Source organism: Candidatus Leptofilum sp. (assembly GCF_965223525.1).
In the GTDB taxonomy this organism is placed as follows: Bacteria; Chloroflexota; Anaerolineae; order Promineifilales; family Promineifilaceae; genus Leptofilum.
Genome location: NZ_CBDCWX010000005.1, coordinates 1,626,832 through 1,643,534, shown reverse-complemented (window position 1 = coordinate 1,643,534; position 16,703 = coordinate 1,626,832). Strand labels below are relative to the sequence as shown.

The following is a 16,703-nucleotide window of genomic DNA, read 5'->3' as shown; positions in this document are numbered from 1 at the left end:
GGACAATCATGGACGAACAAATTGTAGCGATTTACACGCTGGTTAACGACCTTTTGCTTGGTTTAGGTCATCATGAAAACAGTCAATGCCGCATGAACGATTCCGAGGTCATCACCACAGCAATCGTGGCTGCTCTGTTTTTTAGCGGCAATTATGAACTTGCCCGTGCCTTCTTGCATCAAGGCGGCTACATACCAACCATGTTGAGCAAAAGTCGGTATTCACGTCGTCTGCATCGAGTGAGCCATTACATCGTGACCTTTATCGAGATGTTGGGCGCCCACTGGAAAGGGGTCAGTAGCGATTCGATTTACGTGATCGATACCTTTCCTATTGTGGTGTGTGACAATTGGCGCATTCGCCGCTGTCGTCTCTATCGAGAAGAGAAGTATCGCGGCAAGATTGCGAGCAAACGCCGCTACTTCTATGGACTCAAACTACATTTGATGGTCACCAGTCAGGGTCAACCAGTTGAGTTCTTCCTAACACCGGGTTCTGAAAGCGATGTGACTCACCTGCGCTCCTTTCAGTTTGACCTACCGACGGGTTCAGAAATCTATGCAGACAAAATCTACAATGATTACACCATGGAAGACTTAATCAATGAGACAAGACAGGTGAAACTATGTCCTGTACGCAAGAAAAACAGCAAACGGCCGTATCCACCGTGGCGCACTTATTGGATAAAACTGCATCGCAAGATTGTGGAGACGACAGGGTCATCCATTGCACGCAGGATGCCGAGGAGCATTCATGCAGTCACAGCCGCAGGCTTTGAGCTGAAAATCGCATTATTTGTTCTGGCTGAGAGTGTCAGCCATATTTTTAAGGTAGCAACTTGAGTTAACTTAGCTAAGGTGGCGGCATTGCATATACCTGATGATCAGAAAACAAGAATCTATCATGGTTTCATAGATGAAACACATATCTGGATGTAGCTCTAATAGTTTTAGTGCCTAACCATGTCAGTTTATCCGATCCTGAAATCATGAACGCGCAAATTGAGGTTTTGCAAAACGGCCGTATCCACCACCACACTTTCCTCGATGGAGAACGGCCGCTCACCACCGCCCAAGTTCTACAAAAGTGGCAAACAGATAATGTTTTCCGCACACTTTTCATTGGGCTGCTGGCAGATGCACCATTTACCGCTTACTTTTGGGAAACGCCGCCAATTACAAAGAGTACACTGGAACGGCCGTTTGAATTTGTCCTCGTCAACGCTCCCTCACTCGCCCGCGTCTCTGCTCAGCGGCGTGCCTTTGCCAGCTACTTCAACCAGGAGCCAATTGTTGATTTCCCCAACTTGGGCGGAGACGCGCATTTGGTTGTGCCTTGTCCGCAAACGCCAGCCGATGCGTTTACCCATTTAGCCACCTTTAGCCGCAGCGCACCGCTTGCCCAGCAGCACCAGTTTTGGCAGCGGGTGGGAATGGCAGTGATAAATCATGTGGGGGAACGGCCGTTATGGGTAAGCACCTCTGGTTTGGGCGTGTACTGGCTGCACGTCCGGCTCGATTCACGACCCAAATATTACACATTCCAACCATACCGCCGTTGGCCCCAGCCACAATAATATTTCCGACTTTTTAGTCCGTTAGCAATGAATTTCTTGTACAGCGAACAAGAAAATCAAAGATTACGCAGATTCAACAGATTCTTAATCTTTCCAATCTGCGTAATCTGCTGATAAAAAACTTTTTGGTTCTGGCTTGTCCAGGTTAGGGATCCCTGAAAGCACGGTTTTTCAGTTGTCAATAAATGCGGCTCGGATAGCACGGAAGAAGCGAATAATCCGCGTTTTTCCGCGCTTGTCCGCGTCCTGCTGCCATTTGAAGGCGATTACTGAAAAGCAGCAACGAATGAACGCGAATTACCACGAAAATTTGCGCTAATTCGGGCAAATTCGCTGCAAAAAATCAGCCAGCTCCGCCAAATCTGAAAGCCTCACAGCTTCTTGCCATTTTGAAAAATTGCCCAAATTTGTTCTAAATTCCATTTGACTTTTTAGAACATCCGTGCTAATATTCTTAGCAGACATACGGAACCCTCTTCCCTCTTCTCTACACATACCCTCTTCCCCTCAAAACGTGGCGCTGATGAGTAGCGACCCTTATCAGCGCCACATCCTCTCTCATTAAATAAACAACTGGGGACATCACAACAAACAAATTCACAGAGGAAAGAGCTTACGAACCTATGGTTCGGATTTTTTTTGTTTCTGCGGAAACGGAGAGTGCAGTAGTATTTGCAGGAGAAAGAACATGAACACAAAGGGCGCAACGAATAATAAGGCGGCACGCCCTACGCAATCCGACAGCAACGCTTTGCTAGGACTCAATTTGCCGCAAAAAAGCATCATGGGCATCATCCTGGTGGTGGCGCTAGTGGCGTTTGAACTGTTTAACTTTGACACCACGCGGTACGCGCTAGGAAACCTGCTGGGAGACGTGCGCTTTGCGGGGGTCGGTTGGGCGACCATTTTGGCAATTGCCTTCTGTGCGATTGATTTTGCCGGGCTGGCCCGGCTGTTCACCCCAGAACGGGGCAAGGATGAGCCAACGGCCGTTTGGTACCTCATGGGTGCTTGGCTGTTGGGGGCTACCATGAACGCCGTCATGACTTGGTGGGCCATCTCACTAACGCTGCTATCCCACGATTTTGGCAATGAGGTGCTGAGTCGGGAGCAGTTGCTACGCTGGGTGCCGTTTTTTGTAGCGACCCTGGTGTGGCTAACACGCATCTTGTTCATCGGAGCTATCTCTGTGGCCGGGGAATATATGTTTGCTGGTTCTCTGCTACAACATGCACAGCGTTCTAAGCAACGGCCGTCTGCCACCACACAACGCACCCCCACCGGACGGCCGTATCGGCCCAACCCAGCCCCCATGCGTGCCGCACCTCGACGTGAAAACGGCCGTCCCCGTACAAGAAGCCGGAACAACCGTCCCAACCCAAGCCGACCTTCTCGAACCGACATGAAGGCACCAGGCCACTCTAGTGGCCCACCACGTCGGTAAACCTGGTTTAAGACGGCCCTTTTATTCAAACGGCCGTCTTAAAAGATCTTAATACTCTCCCCTTATTTGTCAGGTTGTATTGCTCCTCAATAATCGCTGTGATAACATCAAAATGTAGACTGTATTTATTTTGTTTATACCTGTTTATATCAATTGATTCACGAGCAAATCTAAAAATTTGCTCAACAAAGGATTTGGCAAAAACTTACCAAATTATTCCAGAGTGGTGCATTTAATTTACTTGTTGTTCCATACTTGCGCCATTCCATTGCCGATAAAGCGGCAATGCAAAATCGCAGCGCCAATCATTCAAACGAAACAACATTGCAGCGCCAAGCATTTATTTGGGACTTATCCTTCGTCAAACTCATTAAGCCAACAAATCTGCCAAGAAATGGCCTTCCGCTTATTAAATGGCAGGCCATTTTGACAAAGTAAGTTTTGCCCACCTTTTACTCATTCATCTAAATAATAAATATCATTGGTAGTGCTTACCGTACAAGACAAACTTGCAGCAACGACTGTAGCTTGTTTGTATGGAAGCTACTCTAAGTGCTTTCATTATTTGTTTTGTTGGCGCTTTTTTTTGCAAGGAATCATTATTATGAGCTCTGAATTTATTTTTCGTATTGTGGGGGCAATTCTCACCGCTATTGGTGGTGCATTTTTAGGCAGCTCTATTGCCCGATATTTACGCGTGGCTCAAGAAGCCTATGTGATTGTCTTTATCTTGCTGGGCTTTTTGGTTGGGCTAATCTTGACACCATACATCACGATACGGCCGTTGCGTGCAGCCAGCAACCGGTTGGCCAAAATGCCCGCCGAACGCCTCATTGCCATTGTGCTGGGGCTGTTCATTGGGCTGGTCGCTGCTGCGTTGCTCTCGCTGCCGCTAGCACTGTTAGGCTCCCCGTTCCGCCAAATTTTGCCCCTGGTAGCGGCGGGGGTGCTGTGTTACCTCAGCGTGGTCATTTTAGTATCTCGCCAAAATGATTTGCAGGCGTTCTTTAGCGGGTTGCGAGTACCTATGATCCCAACTGCGTCCGAACATAGTGCGACGGCTGACGGCAACGACCAATTTATCTTGCTAGATACAAGCGTGATTATAGACGGCCGTATCGCCGACATTAGCAAAACCGGGTTCATCCGCGCCACACTGCTCATTCCCAACTTCATTCTGTCTGAATTGCAACACATCGCCGACAGCGCTGACCCATTGCGCCGGGGACGCGGCCGTTTGGGGCTGGAGGTGCTTACCCAACTGCAAAACGAAACACCCCTCCCTACCCAAATTACCGATATGGACGTGAGCGAAGTGCGCGATGCCGACAGCAAGCTGGTGGCCCTGGCACGCCATCTACACTGCCCTATTATGACTAACGATTACAACCTGAACCGCGTGGCTGAACTGCAAGGAGTGAGTGTTCTCAACATCAACGACTTGGCCAATGCAGTGAAGATCACCTCCTTGCCTGGTGAAGAGCTAAAAGTCAAAATCATTCAGGAAGGGCGCGAATCAGACCAGGGCGTGGGCTTTTTGCAAGATGGGACGATGGTGGTGGTGGAAGACGGCCGTTCCCTCATCAACAAAACACTCAACGTCACCGTCACCAAAGTGCTGCAAACCTCGGCTGGCCGCATGATTTTTGCCAAACCGTAACGTTCCTTGCAACGTGCCGCCATTGCGCTACGATTATAAGAAACTTGCCACAGAGAACACAGAGGGTTAAGAGATTTTTATTAGTCACACTGTGGGCTTTTGCTACATTTCTAATCAATGATTCCGCAAATTGGCTAGATTCTTTATCTTTTGAATCTGCGAAATCTTTGATAAATAACTCTCAAAAGCACCAACAAAGCCTCTTTTTTCTCTGTGATCTCTGTGGCTAAATCCGGAGTTTGTATGTCACTGAAAATTTACAATGTACTCAGCCGCCAAAAAGAGAAATTCGAGCCGCTCCAAGACGGCCGTGTCACCATCTACGTTTGCGGCCCCACTGTGTACGACCATTCCCACATCGGCCACGCCAAAACCTACGTCGGCTTCGATGTGATTGTGCGCTACCTGCGCTACATCGGCTACAATGTGCTTTACGTGCAAAACATCACCGATGTGGGCCACATGCTGGCCACCGGCGAAGACCGCATCTTACGCAAAGCAGAGCAACTTTCTGCCCTGCCCATGCAGGTGGTAGAAACCTATATGCGTGGCTACTTTGCCGACATGGATGCCCTCGGCGTACAGCGGCCAGATATCAGCCCCCGTGCCAGCGGCCACATCCCCGAACAAATCGAAATGGTGCAAGAACTGATTGACAAAGGCCACGCCTACGAAGTAGATGGCTCCGTCTACTTTAGCGTGACGTCTTACCCAGACTATGGCAAATTAAGCGGCCGTAAAATCGAAGAGCAAGAAGGCGGGTCCCGCGAAGCCGTCCGCAGCGAAAAGCGCCACCCCGCCGACTTTGCCCTGTGGAAAAAAGCGGAGCCAGAACACATTTTGCGCTGGCCCAGCCCCTGGGGCGATGGCTTCCCCGGCTGGCATGTGGAATGCTCAGCAATGGCCAACAAATATTTGGGCCAAACCTTCGACATTCACGGCGGCGGCATAGACAACATCTTCCCCCACAACGAATGTGAAATTGCCCAAAGCGAAGCGGCTCACGACGAAACCTTCGCCCGCACCTGGATGCTCACCGGCTCGCTGACGCTGGACGGCGTGAAGATGAGCAAGAGCCTGGGCAACACGCTCACCATCAAAGAGGCGCTGGAAAGGTGGCGGCCCGAAGCAATTCGAGCCTTCATTTTATCTAGCCATTACAGCAACCCCATTGATTTTTCTGATGAGGCGGTGGAGGCAGCTACCAAAGGCTGGCAGCGTTTGTGGGGGGCGGTAACGTTAGTAAGAGAGCAGATGCGTACGGCCGTTCCCGGCAAAATTAGCAACGAAGTCCAAGAGCTCATCAGCAAAACCAAAGCCACCTTCATCGAAAAGATGAACGACGACTTCAATGCCCCCGCTGCCCTGGCCGTGCTGCAAGACTACACCCGCCAGGTTAACAGCCTGCTCAATGAGCAGGGGCCACATTCACAAGAATCGCTAGCTGCGCTGGACGAGCTTTACCGTGAACTGGGTGGCACTGTATTAGGCATCATCCCCGACGAAACCGCCCAGGACAGCAACGCCGAGCGGGAAGCGGGGCTGATCCGCTTACTTATTGAGCTGCGCGCCCAGGCTCGCGCCAACAAAGATTGGGCCACTGGCGACCAAATCCGTGACCAGCTACGTGACCTCGGCGTCGTTTTGGAAGATCGCGCAGATGGCACCATTTGGAAATTAGGGTAATCGGTAAACAGTGAACAGTAATCGGAAAAACTTTTGGTAACCGTTTACAGTTTACCGATAACGGATCACCGATGACCGAATTCCTCATCCGCCGCAACACAGTTCTAGAAGCCTTGCGCGGCAGCCGCCGGGAGCTGCATATGCTTTGGCTGCAAGAGGGTTTAGACAGGAAATTAGCACGGCCGTTGCGCCAGGCAGCACAAAAGCGGGGAGTTCGCATTCAAACGGCCGCTAAACAAAAAATCGGCCGTCTGGCAAAAGACAGCAGCCACCAAGGGGTGGCGCTGGAGGTGGGACCATACATCTACAGCGAAGTTGATGAAATATTAGGATTGGCAGAGCAGCGCGGAGAGAAACCCTTTTTGCTGCTGCTGGATTTGCTACATGGCCCCCAAAACATCGGTAGCTTGCTACGCACGGCCGAAATTTGCGGCGTGCACGGTGTCATTGTGCAGGATCGCCGCGCTCCAGAGATTACCCCCACCGTTGTGCAATACTCTGCTGGTGCAGCCGAGCATCTGCTCATTGCCCAGGTGACAAACTTAGTGCAAACCATTCGCCAACTGCAAGCAAGCAACGTGTGGATTGTGGGAATGGATTTGGCCGAAGATGCCCAATCGCTGCATCAGGTGGATTTGAACATGCCGCTGGGCATTGTAGTGGGGCATGAAGGACAGGGAATGCGGCGCCTAGTGCGCCAAAGCTGCGACATTCGGTTGATGCTGCCGCAAAAAGGGCATGTGGAATCACTGAATGCGGCCGTTGCTGGCTCCATTCTCATTTACCAGGCATGGCAAGCACGGGGGTTTGCTTAAAAGTATAACCGATATCAAGCACCCCCCATGCAAAATTTCACCCTGCGATGCACCCTTCTGGGTAATCATGCTCCTCTCCTCACTTTTGTATACTTCTCAGTATCAGACACCTACAAAGTTCATAAACGCAAAAGGAGAGCGGATGTTAACGCGAAAACTTGGCAAGAGCGGTTTAGAAGTCAGCGCAATAGGAATGGGCTGCTGGGCTATTGGCGGCCCGTGGCGCATGGGGCGATCAAAAGAAGAGTCGTATCCGGCTGGCTGGGGACAAATGGATGACAACGAATCGATTCGAGCCATCCACGCAGCCTTAGATTTGGGGATTAATTTGTTTGATACAGCCGCAAATTACGGCGCAGGCCACAGCGAGGTCGTCTTGGGTCGGGCGTTGGCAGGTCGCCGAGATCAAGCCGTCATTGCTACCAAATTTGGCCACATTGTGAATGAAGCAGAAAAGTTCGTTACGGGCGACAACGACCAAATCCTCAAGAACGTGCGGCAAGACGTAGAAAACAGCCTGCGCCGACTGCAAACTGAGTATATTGACGTTTATCAGCTTCACGAGGCCGCGTATGATCCGGAGTTGGCATTGACGCTGCGAGAAGAACTGGAAGCACTTGTAAAAGAAGGCAAAATTCACTGGTATGGTTGGAGCACAGATTTGGTAGATCGCGCCCAGGTTTTTGCCGATGGGCAACATTGCACCTCCATCCAGTTCCGCCTGAACGCTGTGGCAGACAACCCGGAGATGCGCCAACTTTGCTCAGAGCACAACTTGGCTGGCCTGAACAAAGATCCGCTCAACAAAGGAATCCTCACGGGCAAATACAACAGCCAATCTACTTTTCCCCAAGATGACATACGCTCGCAGGTTAGTTTTGAGGAGGATCGCATTGTGCGGCGGCTAAAAACGGTAGAAGCATTGCGGGAAGTTTTCACTGATGGGGGACGCACCATGGCGCAAGGGGCACTTTGCTATATTTTGGGCCTGGACGAACGAATGCTACCCATTCCTGGCTTCAAAAATGTGCAACAAGTGAAAGACAACGCCAGCACCTTGCAGTTTGGGCCAATGTCAGCCGAGGAAGTAGCGCAGGTGCAAGCCATTGTGGCTGAATATGAACCAAAAGAGGAGCAGGCTGCCTAAACGGCCGTTCCTCTCCCAGACTTCACCTTTGCAGGCACAGGCACCCGCGCCTCGCGCCACAAGCTGAGGCGGAACTGCACTAGTTCCTTAAAGGCACGAGTGATGACGCGAAGATTTGCGCCGGTTGGGCTGCCCGCCACGCGGGGGCGGTGTCCGCGAATCGGCACTTCGATGATTTTGAAGCCCGCTTTTTTGGCCCGCACCAAAAATTCTGCGCTAAATGTTGCCCCACCGGAGCTGATTTCTTCATGCAGCTGTGTGACCACTTCGCGGCGCATTAGCTTAAAGGCGCAATCAATGTCGCGGGCGGTGTAGCCAAAGAGCAGCGTCACCAGCCAACTCCAGCCCTTGCCGTTGAGGCGGCGCATGAATGGATCGCGGCGCGGCGCACGGTAGCCCACTACCAAATCGGCCGTTTCAATATGTTTAAGCAGCTTTTCAATTTCAGCCAAATCAAATTGGCGATCCGCATCGGTGAAAAAGACCAGTTCTTTGCTGGAGTGGGTGAGTCCGGTGAGGACGGCCGTTCCATACCCCTTATTTACATCATGCTGCACCAGTTTTAGTTGGGACTGCTGGGCGGCGAGTTGTTGGGTGACAACGGCCGTATCGTCCCAACTGCCATCATCCACCACAATAATCTCAAAATCATCCGCTAATTGGGGTAAAACGTGCAGCACATCGGCCACCATGTCGGGAATATTTTCAGCCTCGTTAAAGGCGGGCATAGATACAGATAAACTTCTTCGCACAAAATTCTCCTGTAGGGGCAGTCTGAGACCGGCTCCTACCAACGTTATACACTAATCAACCCGCGCCAGGCTCACCATTTCGCCACCACAAACGCGCAGCAAATCGGTAAACTGGATAGCAAGTGTCGCTGTGTTTTTACCACTTCCGCAGTAAACAGTTCCCATCTCGGCAAGCTGTTCATCCAGCAGCACAGTTACCTCTGGCTGGAGGGTAAACGGTCCCACGCCACCGACTTCAAATCCTAGCTTTGCTTCTACCGCATCGGGGGACATGCTGGCAATCGCCCGCCGATTGACGCCGCAATACGCTGCCAACTGACGATAATCAATGCGATCGTGCCCGCGAAGACCTGCTAAAATGAAACGGCCGTCCTTCACCCGAAACGCCACTGTCTTGAGCATCTTGTCTAGTAAGAACGGCAACTTTTCCTCAATCTCAGCCACGGTTCGCACTGGCTTATGTTCGTGCATCTCAAAATCAACCTTGTTGCTTTGCAGCAAGGTCACTATTTGGTCGTAAACAGTCATATCGCGTCGGATTTTAGTGGGTGACGCTTGTTTTGCCGAATTGGCTGAAATCTCAGTTACAATATTGGCACGATGGAATCAATTCAATTATCAGGCACTGTTCTCACGCCAAGCGTGCAACAGTGGCTACAAAAACCCAAAGCGGTGAGGCTGCTGCACTTATTCGATGAGGTGATCAATCTGATAAATGCCGATGGCGAAATCATTTCTGTAGTGCAGTCGCAAATTAAACCGGGGCCGTTTTCGCTGCTGGTGGATGAGAAACGGCCGTTTCCCACCCTCATTCATCCCTCCGCCTCAGTTACCAAAACAGACACCACCCTCACCATCGGCTCGCTAGAGATTGATTGTGGCTCTGCCAAACTGTGGAATCCCATCCCCAACTGGCATTTATTGAACCAACGGCAAGGAAATTGGTTGGGCGTACTGCCGGCGATGCAAACGGCCGTTAACCAACGCTTCGACACTTTGGGTGAACTTGGTCCGGCCAACTTTAACCAGAAATTCCAGACCGCCGTTATCCGGATGCAGGCCGTCCGCTTTGAATCAGACTCGGAAGCATGGGGAACGGCCGTTGCCAAACTGGCTGGCTTCGGCCCCGGCTTCACCCCCGCTGGGGATGATTTTCTGGTGGGATTTTTGTTTGGTTTGTGGGCCACGCGCCCAAAAGATGAGGTTGTAGAATTAGCGAAATTTGTGGTGGAAACAGCCGTGCCTCGCACCACTCAACTCTCGGCCGCTTGGCTGCAAGCCGCCGGTCGTGGCGAAGCGTGGATAATGTGGCACAATCTAGTCGAAGCCTTTTTGTCAGGATACGGTTGGCAGCTACCTGTAAAGCTCATCCTGGAACAAGGCGCAACTTCTGGCATTGCCGCCCTGCTTGGCTTTATTGCGGCGACGTCAAGAAGCTGGCTAGCATCCTAAATTTTATACGAAGAAACAAAGGGACAAAGATTCGAAGTTTTCCAAAATCAACAGATTTCGCAGATTTAACAAATTTTTCTTTTTTCTCTGTGGTCTCTGTGGCAAATTTATTTTTTAAAGGAGCTTTTTGTGGATCAACTAGACAACACCACAGACCAGATTCGGGCTAAATTTGAACAAGTCAATGCTGCCCGCGACCAGGCCTACCAACGCTCTCGCAAACTGATCAGCCTGTGCGCTCGCTCTATCCGCGCCATCCACCGCGAGGAGTGGCAAACGGCCGAAACCCTCATCGCCGAAGCCAAAAGTGCTACAGACACATTGGTAGCCGGTGTAAAAGATCACCCCAATCTCTATTTCGCTGGCTATACGCAAGATGCTGTGAAGGAATTTGTGGAAGCGAACCTGACCTACGCCCTTGTGCGCGGTCTCCCCCTGCCCACGCCCGATGAATTAGGCACCGAAGGCAACACCTGGCTCAACGGCCTCGCCGAAGCCGCCACCGAACTGCGCCGCCGCATTTTAGACATCATCCGCCACGGCCACAGCGACGAGGCGGAGCGGCTACTAGACATTATGGATCAGATTTACAGCCAGCTTGTCACCTTTGACTTTAACGACAGCATCACCGGGGGCTTGCGCCGCCGCACAGACACCGTCCGCGCCGTGCTGGAACGCACGCGCGGCGATGTAACCAACAGCCTGCGCCAAGCACAGTTAGAAGCTGCACTCAAAAATGTAGAAAACCGATTGAGGGAATAATTTTTTGGCCACAGAGAACACAGAGGTTTTAAAGAGGTTATGCCTTTTTAGTTTATTCTCCACTTCCAGCCCAAATTAGCCCCGCACCCAGACCCACCAGCAGCCAAACGGCCGTCCACAGCGGCAGCATATTCCATACCCAGGTAATCTCCGCCTGCGTAAATTCAGGGCCGTGGGCGTGCAGGCCGGTTTTTACCGCCATAAAGACAAAGGTGAGCAAAGCACTACCAGCCCCCAACATCCCGCCAGATACGGCCGTAACCACCACGCCCATCCCACGCCCCACGATTTTGCCCCCCAACCACTGCTGCCAGCCATACCCCACCAGCAATACGGCCGTTGCCGTCCCCATCACAATCACCTGCACCAACGCGCCTTCCAAACTAATCCAAACGGCCGAATACATAATCCACACAACCAACAGCAACCGCAAACCGGGAATTTTTTTGGGAAAAACCATTCGAGTCACCGTTCAGCAACCGGTATTCAGTAAAACTGACCTACTGAACACAGATTACAGATTACCTGTTACGGAAGCGGTGTCGGCGTCACCAACACATACCCTTTCGGAATTTCCTGCTGGTATGGCTCCACCGTGGGGGGAATATCTTCTGTGAAAATGACTGTTTCAAAACCCAACCCTTGCATGAAGGTTAACATAAAATCTTGGGCATTGTAATTAGCAACTTCCAAAATATCCGTCTCGTACGCTTCTTCACGCAAGACGGCTTCGGCCTCTTGCCGCACCGTCGTTTCTAGCTGCGGGTCTACGCTGGCAAACAGCCCCGTGTCACGATCCAGCACGCGGGAGGTTTCCGTGTCCAGCAGCGGCAAATCTTCAAAGAGGGTCGCTGGCGGGAGATGGATCATCACCGTGGTGGGATCAACCACCTGGATGTCGGCGGGAGTCATATTGGCAAAATCAACGCCGGCCACGGCCAGGCCGTGCGCCTCAAAGATAAGCGTCTCGCCCAGCATGCCCCACATGATGTCACTGTTTCGCTCAGCAATGATGTTTTTTTCCAGCTCCATCGAGGCAGTTTCCAGGCGAGCCAAATCATTAATTTGGCGCACGATGGTGGTGGAGCTGGGCAGAACCACTGGCGTGGCAGGCAGCACAAGCTGCTGTACAAAGTCGCCAATGGGCTGAACAACCGTTTGGGCCTTGTTCACAGTGGCCACAAAGGTGTAGGCGGCAATGGCACCCGCTACAAAAAAGACAATTAGAAATAGGTACGCTAATTTTTTTAGCATTGCGTTTCACTCCTGCAAAATTGCGATTTTGCGGCAATTTTGCCCTTTTTCCATTACTTTGACGCGCATTTAGGCGGGCGCGTCACCCTTAAAACGTAGATACGGCCGTTTTCGTTGCACAATCTGGTACTTTTGGGTAACTAAGTCATGGTGTTCAGAATTGAATTAACTCCTATACTAATTGTCGTGCCAACATACTTGCGAGTTATGATTTCATTCATAAATCTTATCTGCACCTATAACATTCTTGAATTGTCTGACCCAAAACCAAACTGCTATAATGCCTGTTGGCAGTCAGTTTTCACTGTTTGTGCCACAGTCATTAGCTCTAAATAAAATAAGCCCCATACCTTACCAACATAGTTCAATACAATTTCCTCAAAGGTTCTGTGTGTTTCTGAGAGAGCGACCCAAGCATAGGGCATCATTCTCTAAGCCATGGATTAACCCACAATGCTGTCTATTTATAAAACTACCCCCTTTCTTCAATGTCGATATATCAAAAATGACCAATACACTCAAACAAAGGAAAGCTAAGTCATGAAAAATTTTGTCAAAATCGTGGTTGTTGGAGTATGTCTAATTATAGGCATTCTTGGATTAAATTTTAAAACGGGTGATCAATATCTGTTGCTCGAAGACTATCCACAGATAGAGGGGTATTCTATGGCCATTAAGTACAAGTCTATCTCTCTTTGGCAATATCCTATTTACAAATCAAATATTGAATATGTTGCAGTAAAAAATTATGTCGCAGAAAATGATTTCATTTTATCTGCCAATGAAGTTATCACATTAGATTACAATACAATTCTTAATCTTGAGGCTCAATATGGTAGCTTTGATCAATCTCTCCCCAGTAAATATAAGTTTGGATGGTTAGCAGCTGTTGCAGGAATTCTAATATTCATTATTGCATTTGTTGTTGTTGACGGTGTAATCGGTGCAGAGATTGATGTCGAGATCAATTGATCCTTTTTTACGCAAATATGGTTAAATTCTAGAAAAGGCGAATTGACTTGCCTAAAAATGAAGGCATTGTGCAAAATGAATTTTACACAATGCCCTCATTCTTTCTCTTTGGGTATCAGCACCTGCGTGCTTGACTTCTTATCTCCCTTTCTTCACAATTCTCCTCATGATTATAGCCAGTTGTGTAGTTACCCTGGAATTAGTAGGCGTCTCTTCATTAAAAGAGAAGCGCAGCATTGTCAAATCAGTTCTCAAACGATTGCCGCAAAAGTTCAACGTGGCGGTGGCAGAGGTGGAGCATCAGGATGTGTGGGGAACGGCCGTCATTGCCCTGGTAACAGTAGGTAACGATACTGCTCACCTGCACAGCCAGCTACAAAAAGCGGTTTCCTGGCTAGAAAACCACCGCCCAGACGTACCGATTGCCGATTACGAGATTGAAATTCTTTCTTAAATCTCTGATGATTGAACGATTATGTAAAGTGAGTTAAGTTTGCCGTGAACAAAATAATCTGCGTAATCTGCGGCAAAAAACGAGGAACCGCACAGTAATCGTCGTGTGAACTACCACTCCCTTCGGTATAATCGGCCAGATGGAACGAATAGCAGCATTAAAACGTATACAAACTATGGTTAAACTAAGTGCCTCAAAAATCCGGTTTCTTCTCCTGTTTTCCCTCTTTTTTGCAATCTATGGGATTTCAATTGCGCCCGTTGCCGCTCAGGATGATGAAAACGGCATCACGCTAGACGTTGCCGTGGGCTTCGATAGCTATTTCAAAAGCGACTATTGGGTTCCCGTGCAGGTAACGGCCGCAAACAATGGCCCAGCTATTGAAGGGTATGTCGAAATTTTGGTGCGCGAGAGTGGCTCCCAAGAGCGAACGCCCTATCGCAGCCCGATCAGCCTACCCACACAATCAAACAAGCGCGTCACGCTTTACGTTAAAGCTCCAGCGGGCACAAGTGCGCTTGAGCCGAGACTGTATCAAAATGACGGAACCCTGGTAGCTGAAGCCAGCAGCGGCAGCTTGAGCCGCCTAGGGGCAACATCTGACTTGCTCTACGGTGTGGTTAGCCCCGATGCGGCCGAATTTGCCTTTTTGGAGCGGATTCCCGGTGGGCGGGCAGATGCAGCCGTTGCCCTCCTGACGCTAGATGATCTACCAGAAACGGCCGTTGCCTGGAGCACGCTCGACGTCTTGATTTTCAACGATGCAGACAGTAGCCAGCTCACCAGCCAGCAGCGCAGGGCACTAGAGGTTTGGCTAAAGAACGGCGGTCAGCTTATTGTAACGGGCGGGGCAAATTGGCAAAAAACGGCCGCTGCCCTCACCGATCTCCTCCCAGTCACCATAAACGGCAGCCGCTCCGTGGACGATTTGCCTGGCTTGCGTGAGCGCATCGGCATCCCGTTCCGCGATCCCGGCCCGTATGTGGTGGCCACCAGCAGCCTACGCAATGGCGAACTGATTTTCCGCCAAGATGAGCTGCCCTTGCTGGCGCGGCAGTCGGTAGGGCGCGGTTCTGTTTACTTTTTGGCGCTAGACCCGCGTCTAGCTCCCCTGCTGGATTGGGACGGCAGCGAAGCCATTTGGGCCGCTATTGCTAGCCGCGTCCCGGACGTGAGCAGTTGGGGATTAGGGCCGCAAAACAGCTACGCGGCCGTTGAAGCCGTCTCTAGCCTGCCCACGCTGGCGCTGCCCAGCATTTTGCAACTCATTGGCTTTTTATTTGTTTACACCATGGTGGTTGGGCCACTCAATTACTTAATTTTGAAGCGGCGCAACCAGCTAGAACGCGCCTGGATCACCATTCCGGCGTTGGTGCTAATTTTTAGCGCAGTCACTTACTTCACTGGCTTCCAGCTACGCGGCAACGACACCATCATCAACCAGATTTCGGTGGCCTATAGCCAAACTGACGCGGAACAGGCAGATGTGTACAGTCTGCTGGGTCTCTACTCACCTTCGCGCAAGACGTATGATCTGGTGCTGCCGCAAAATTCGCTGGCACGGCCGTATAACCAAAACTTCGGCTCACCGTTTAGCAGTAATGAAGCCGATATTGGCGCTGTTACCTACAGCAATGAAGTTACCATCTCTGATGTGCGCGTAGATATTGGTGAGGTTTCTGTTTTCCTGGCAGAGAGTGCCGTGCCAGCGGTAAACGTCAGCGGCTCGGCCACGCTTACCATCGAGGGCAACAGCCTGATTTTGGCGCTAGACGTGCTAAACAGCAGCGACATCACGCTGGAAACAGCCTCCATTTTGGTGGGCAACCGGGCGCTATCAGTAGGCGAAATCGCTCCTAACGAGCGCACCACGCTTTCTTTACCAATGGGAAGCGCCAGCAGCAGCAGTGGTGGCACCACGGGAGGGATTGTATTTGGCGGCAGCTTTGGCTCTAACGCGCCGCTTTCTGCCAATGCAGAGACCATTCTGGGCTCGTTTGATTATTACAATGACCGGGAACTGTACCCCCGCTGGCAACTGCTGCAAGCGTTAGAGAGCAGCAATTTTGGCGGCCCTGGTACATTTGCTGTTCCGCAGGAAACGGCCGTTCTCATCGCCTGGTCCAACGAGCCACAACTTAACGCCAGCCTGGGTGGGGACAACTTCGACAGCGAAAGCACCACTCTGTACCTGATAGAGATTCCACTAGAGCAAAATTTGGTAAGCGGCCGTAACATTGCTATCCCCGTTTCTTTGCTCAACTGGGAACCAATCGGCAATAACAATGTTTACAATCCCACCATTCAGGATTTGTACTTGAACGGCGGCTGGGTGGAATTTTCCTACACTCCCTGGCCAGAATTGCAAAATATGGAAGTAACCGAATTAGGATTCTCGCTGACGCAGCAATTTGAAGACCCTAGCCAAATCACCCCAGAAGTACGCATTTGGGATTTTGAGGACAGCGTTTGGCGCATCGTGGAAAATCCGGTTTGGGGTAACAATATCATCAATGATTTTGCACCATTCATTGGCCCCAACAACGAAGTTCGCCTGCGCTTGCAAGACAACAACAGTCAGTTCGGCCTGGGCATCGGCGAAATCTATCCAATCCTGACAGGTAATTTGGATGAATAACCCAATTTCCAACTGTCATTCCCGCCTGTGCGGGAATCTATTTGTCACGAAAACTAGATGCCTGCCAAGTTTATCCTCGCGAAGGTGAGGG

The 16,703-nt window shown here is 50.7% G+C and carries 17 protein-coding genes; 12 read left to right on the top strand and 5 right to left on the bottom strand.

What is annotated here, in order from left to right; translation table 11 throughout:
• Positions 1–8 precede the first annotated feature (8 nt).
• Positions 9–842 (top strand): IS982 family transposase, encoded by an 834-nt coding sequence (locus ACOQPM_RS12620; RefSeq protein WP_420627395.1) that lies wholly within the window; start codon positions 9–11, stop codon positions 840–842.
• 146 nt (positions 843–988) lie between these two features.
• Positions 989–1,576 carry a DUF6940 family protein gene (locus ACOQPM_RS12615; protein WP_420629622.1) on the top strand — a complete coding sequence of 196 codons (588 nt, stop codon included), beginning with the start codon at positions 989–991 and terminating at the stop codon, positions 1,574–1,576.
• Positions 1,577–1,891: 315 nt separating this feature from the next.
• Here the strand turns inward: ACOQPM_RS12615 and ACOQPM_RS12610 are convergent, their stop codons facing one another.
• A complete protein-coding gene (locus ACOQPM_RS12610) occupies positions 1,892–2,041 on the bottom strand; it encodes a hypothetical protein (RefSeq protein WP_420629621.1) in 150 nt (49 codons plus the stop codon).
• A gap of 223 nt (positions 2,042–2,264) precedes the next feature.
• Here ACOQPM_RS12610 and ACOQPM_RS12605 point away from each other — a divergent pair, with 223 nt between their 5' ends.
• The 5 genes from ACOQPM_RS12605 (at position 2,265) to ACOQPM_RS12585 (ending at position 8,328) form a co-directional block, all read left to right on the top strand.
• Positions 2,265–3,020, top strand: coding sequence for a hypothetical protein (locus tag ACOQPM_RS12605; protein ID WP_420629620.1), 756 nt, complete (start codon positions 2,265–2,267; stop codon positions 3,018–3,020).
• Between the two features lie 604 nt (positions 3,021–3,624).
• Complete coding sequence (locus ACOQPM_RS12600) at positions 3,625–4,680, top strand: PIN/TRAM domain-containing protein (RefSeq protein ID WP_420629619.1); 1,056 nt, start codon at positions 3,625–3,627, stop codon at positions 4,678–4,680.
• Between the two features lie 243 nt (positions 4,681–4,923).
• Positions 4,924–6,366 carry a cysteine--tRNA ligase gene (gene cysS, locus ACOQPM_RS12595; RefSeq protein ID WP_420629618.1) on the top strand — a complete coding sequence of 481 codons (1,443 nt, stop codon included), beginning with the start codon at positions 4,924–4,926 and terminating at the stop codon, positions 6,364–6,366.
• A 71-nt stretch (positions 6,367–6,437) separates the two neighbouring features.
• A complete protein-coding gene (gene rlmB, locus ACOQPM_RS12590) occupies positions 6,438–7,181 on the top strand; it encodes a 23S rRNA (guanosine(2251)-2'-O)-methyltransferase RlmB (protein WP_420629617.1) in 744 nt (247 codons plus the stop codon).
• A 142-nt stretch (positions 7,182–7,323) separates the two neighbouring features.
• Positions 7,324–8,328 carry an aldo/keto reductase gene (locus ACOQPM_RS12585; RefSeq protein WP_420629616.1) on the top strand — a complete coding sequence of 335 codons (1,005 nt, stop codon included), beginning with the start codon at positions 7,324–7,326 and terminating at the stop codon, positions 8,326–8,328.
• Here ACOQPM_RS12585 and ACOQPM_RS12580 read toward each other — a convergent pair.
• Both ACOQPM_RS12580 and ACOQPM_RS12575 read right to left on the bottom strand, forming a co-directional pair.
• Positions 8,325–9,080, bottom strand: coding sequence for a glycosyltransferase family 2 protein (locus ACOQPM_RS12580; RefSeq protein ID WP_420629615.1), 756 nt, complete (start codon positions 9,078–9,080; stop codon positions 8,325–8,327). The genes ACOQPM_RS12585 and ACOQPM_RS12580 overlap by 4 nt on opposite strands.
• Before the next feature lie 51 nt (positions 9,081–9,131).
• Positions 9,132–9,608 (bottom strand): aminoacyl-tRNA deacylase, encoded by a 477-nt coding sequence (locus ACOQPM_RS12575; RefSeq protein ID WP_420629614.1) that lies wholly within the window; start codon positions 9,606–9,608, stop codon positions 9,132–9,134.
• Between the two features lie 72 nt (positions 9,609–9,680).
• On the opposite strand from ACOQPM_RS12575, the gene ACOQPM_RS12570 reads away from it, so the two are divergent.
• The gene (locus ACOQPM_RS12570) at positions 9,681–10,532 is read left to right on the top strand and encodes a DUF2877 domain-containing protein (RefSeq protein ID WP_420629613.1); all 852 of its coding nucleotides are present in this window, start codon (positions 9,681–9,683) and stop codon (positions 10,530–10,532) included.
• 129 nt (positions 10,533–10,661) lie between these two features.
• Positions 10,662–11,294, top strand: coding sequence for a haloacid dehalogenase (locus tag ACOQPM_RS12565; protein ID WP_420629612.1), 633 nt, complete (start codon positions 10,662–10,664; stop codon positions 11,292–11,294).
• Between the two features lie 52 nt (positions 11,295–11,346).
• Here the strand turns inward: ACOQPM_RS12565 and ACOQPM_RS12560 are convergent, their stop codons facing one another.
• Together ACOQPM_RS12560 and ACOQPM_RS12555 are read right to left on the bottom strand one after the other, a co-directional pair.
• Entirely contained in the window at positions 11,347–11,754 is a 408-nt protein-coding gene (locus ACOQPM_RS12560; protein WP_420629611.1) for a hypothetical protein, read from the bottom strand.
• A 68-nt stretch (positions 11,755–11,822) separates the two neighbouring features.
• Positions 11,823–12,548, bottom strand: coding sequence for a DUF4230 domain-containing protein (locus ACOQPM_RS12555; RefSeq protein WP_420629610.1), 726 nt, complete (start codon positions 12,546–12,548; stop codon positions 11,823–11,825).
• 540 nt (positions 12,549–13,088) lie between these two features.
• Between ACOQPM_RS12555 and ACOQPM_RS12550 the strand changes: the two genes are divergently transcribed.
• From ACOQPM_RS12550 to ACOQPM_RS12540, 3 genes are all read left to right on the top strand, one after another.
• Positions 13,089–13,520 (top strand): hypothetical protein, encoded by a 432-nt coding sequence (locus tag ACOQPM_RS12550; RefSeq protein ID WP_420629609.1) that lies wholly within the window; start codon positions 13,089–13,091, stop codon positions 13,518–13,520.
• Positions 13,521–13,686: 166 nt separating this feature from the next.
• A complete protein-coding gene (locus ACOQPM_RS12545; protein ID WP_420629608.1) occupies positions 13,687–13,974 on the top strand; it encodes a DUF503 domain-containing protein in 288 nt (95 codons plus the stop codon).
• A 175-nt stretch (positions 13,975–14,149) separates the two neighbouring features.
• Complete coding sequence (locus tag ACOQPM_RS12540) at positions 14,150–16,612, top strand: DUF7408 domain-containing protein (protein ID WP_420629607.1); 2,463 nt, start codon at positions 14,150–14,152, stop codon at positions 16,610–16,612.
• Positions 16,613–16,703 lie beyond the last annotated feature (91 nt).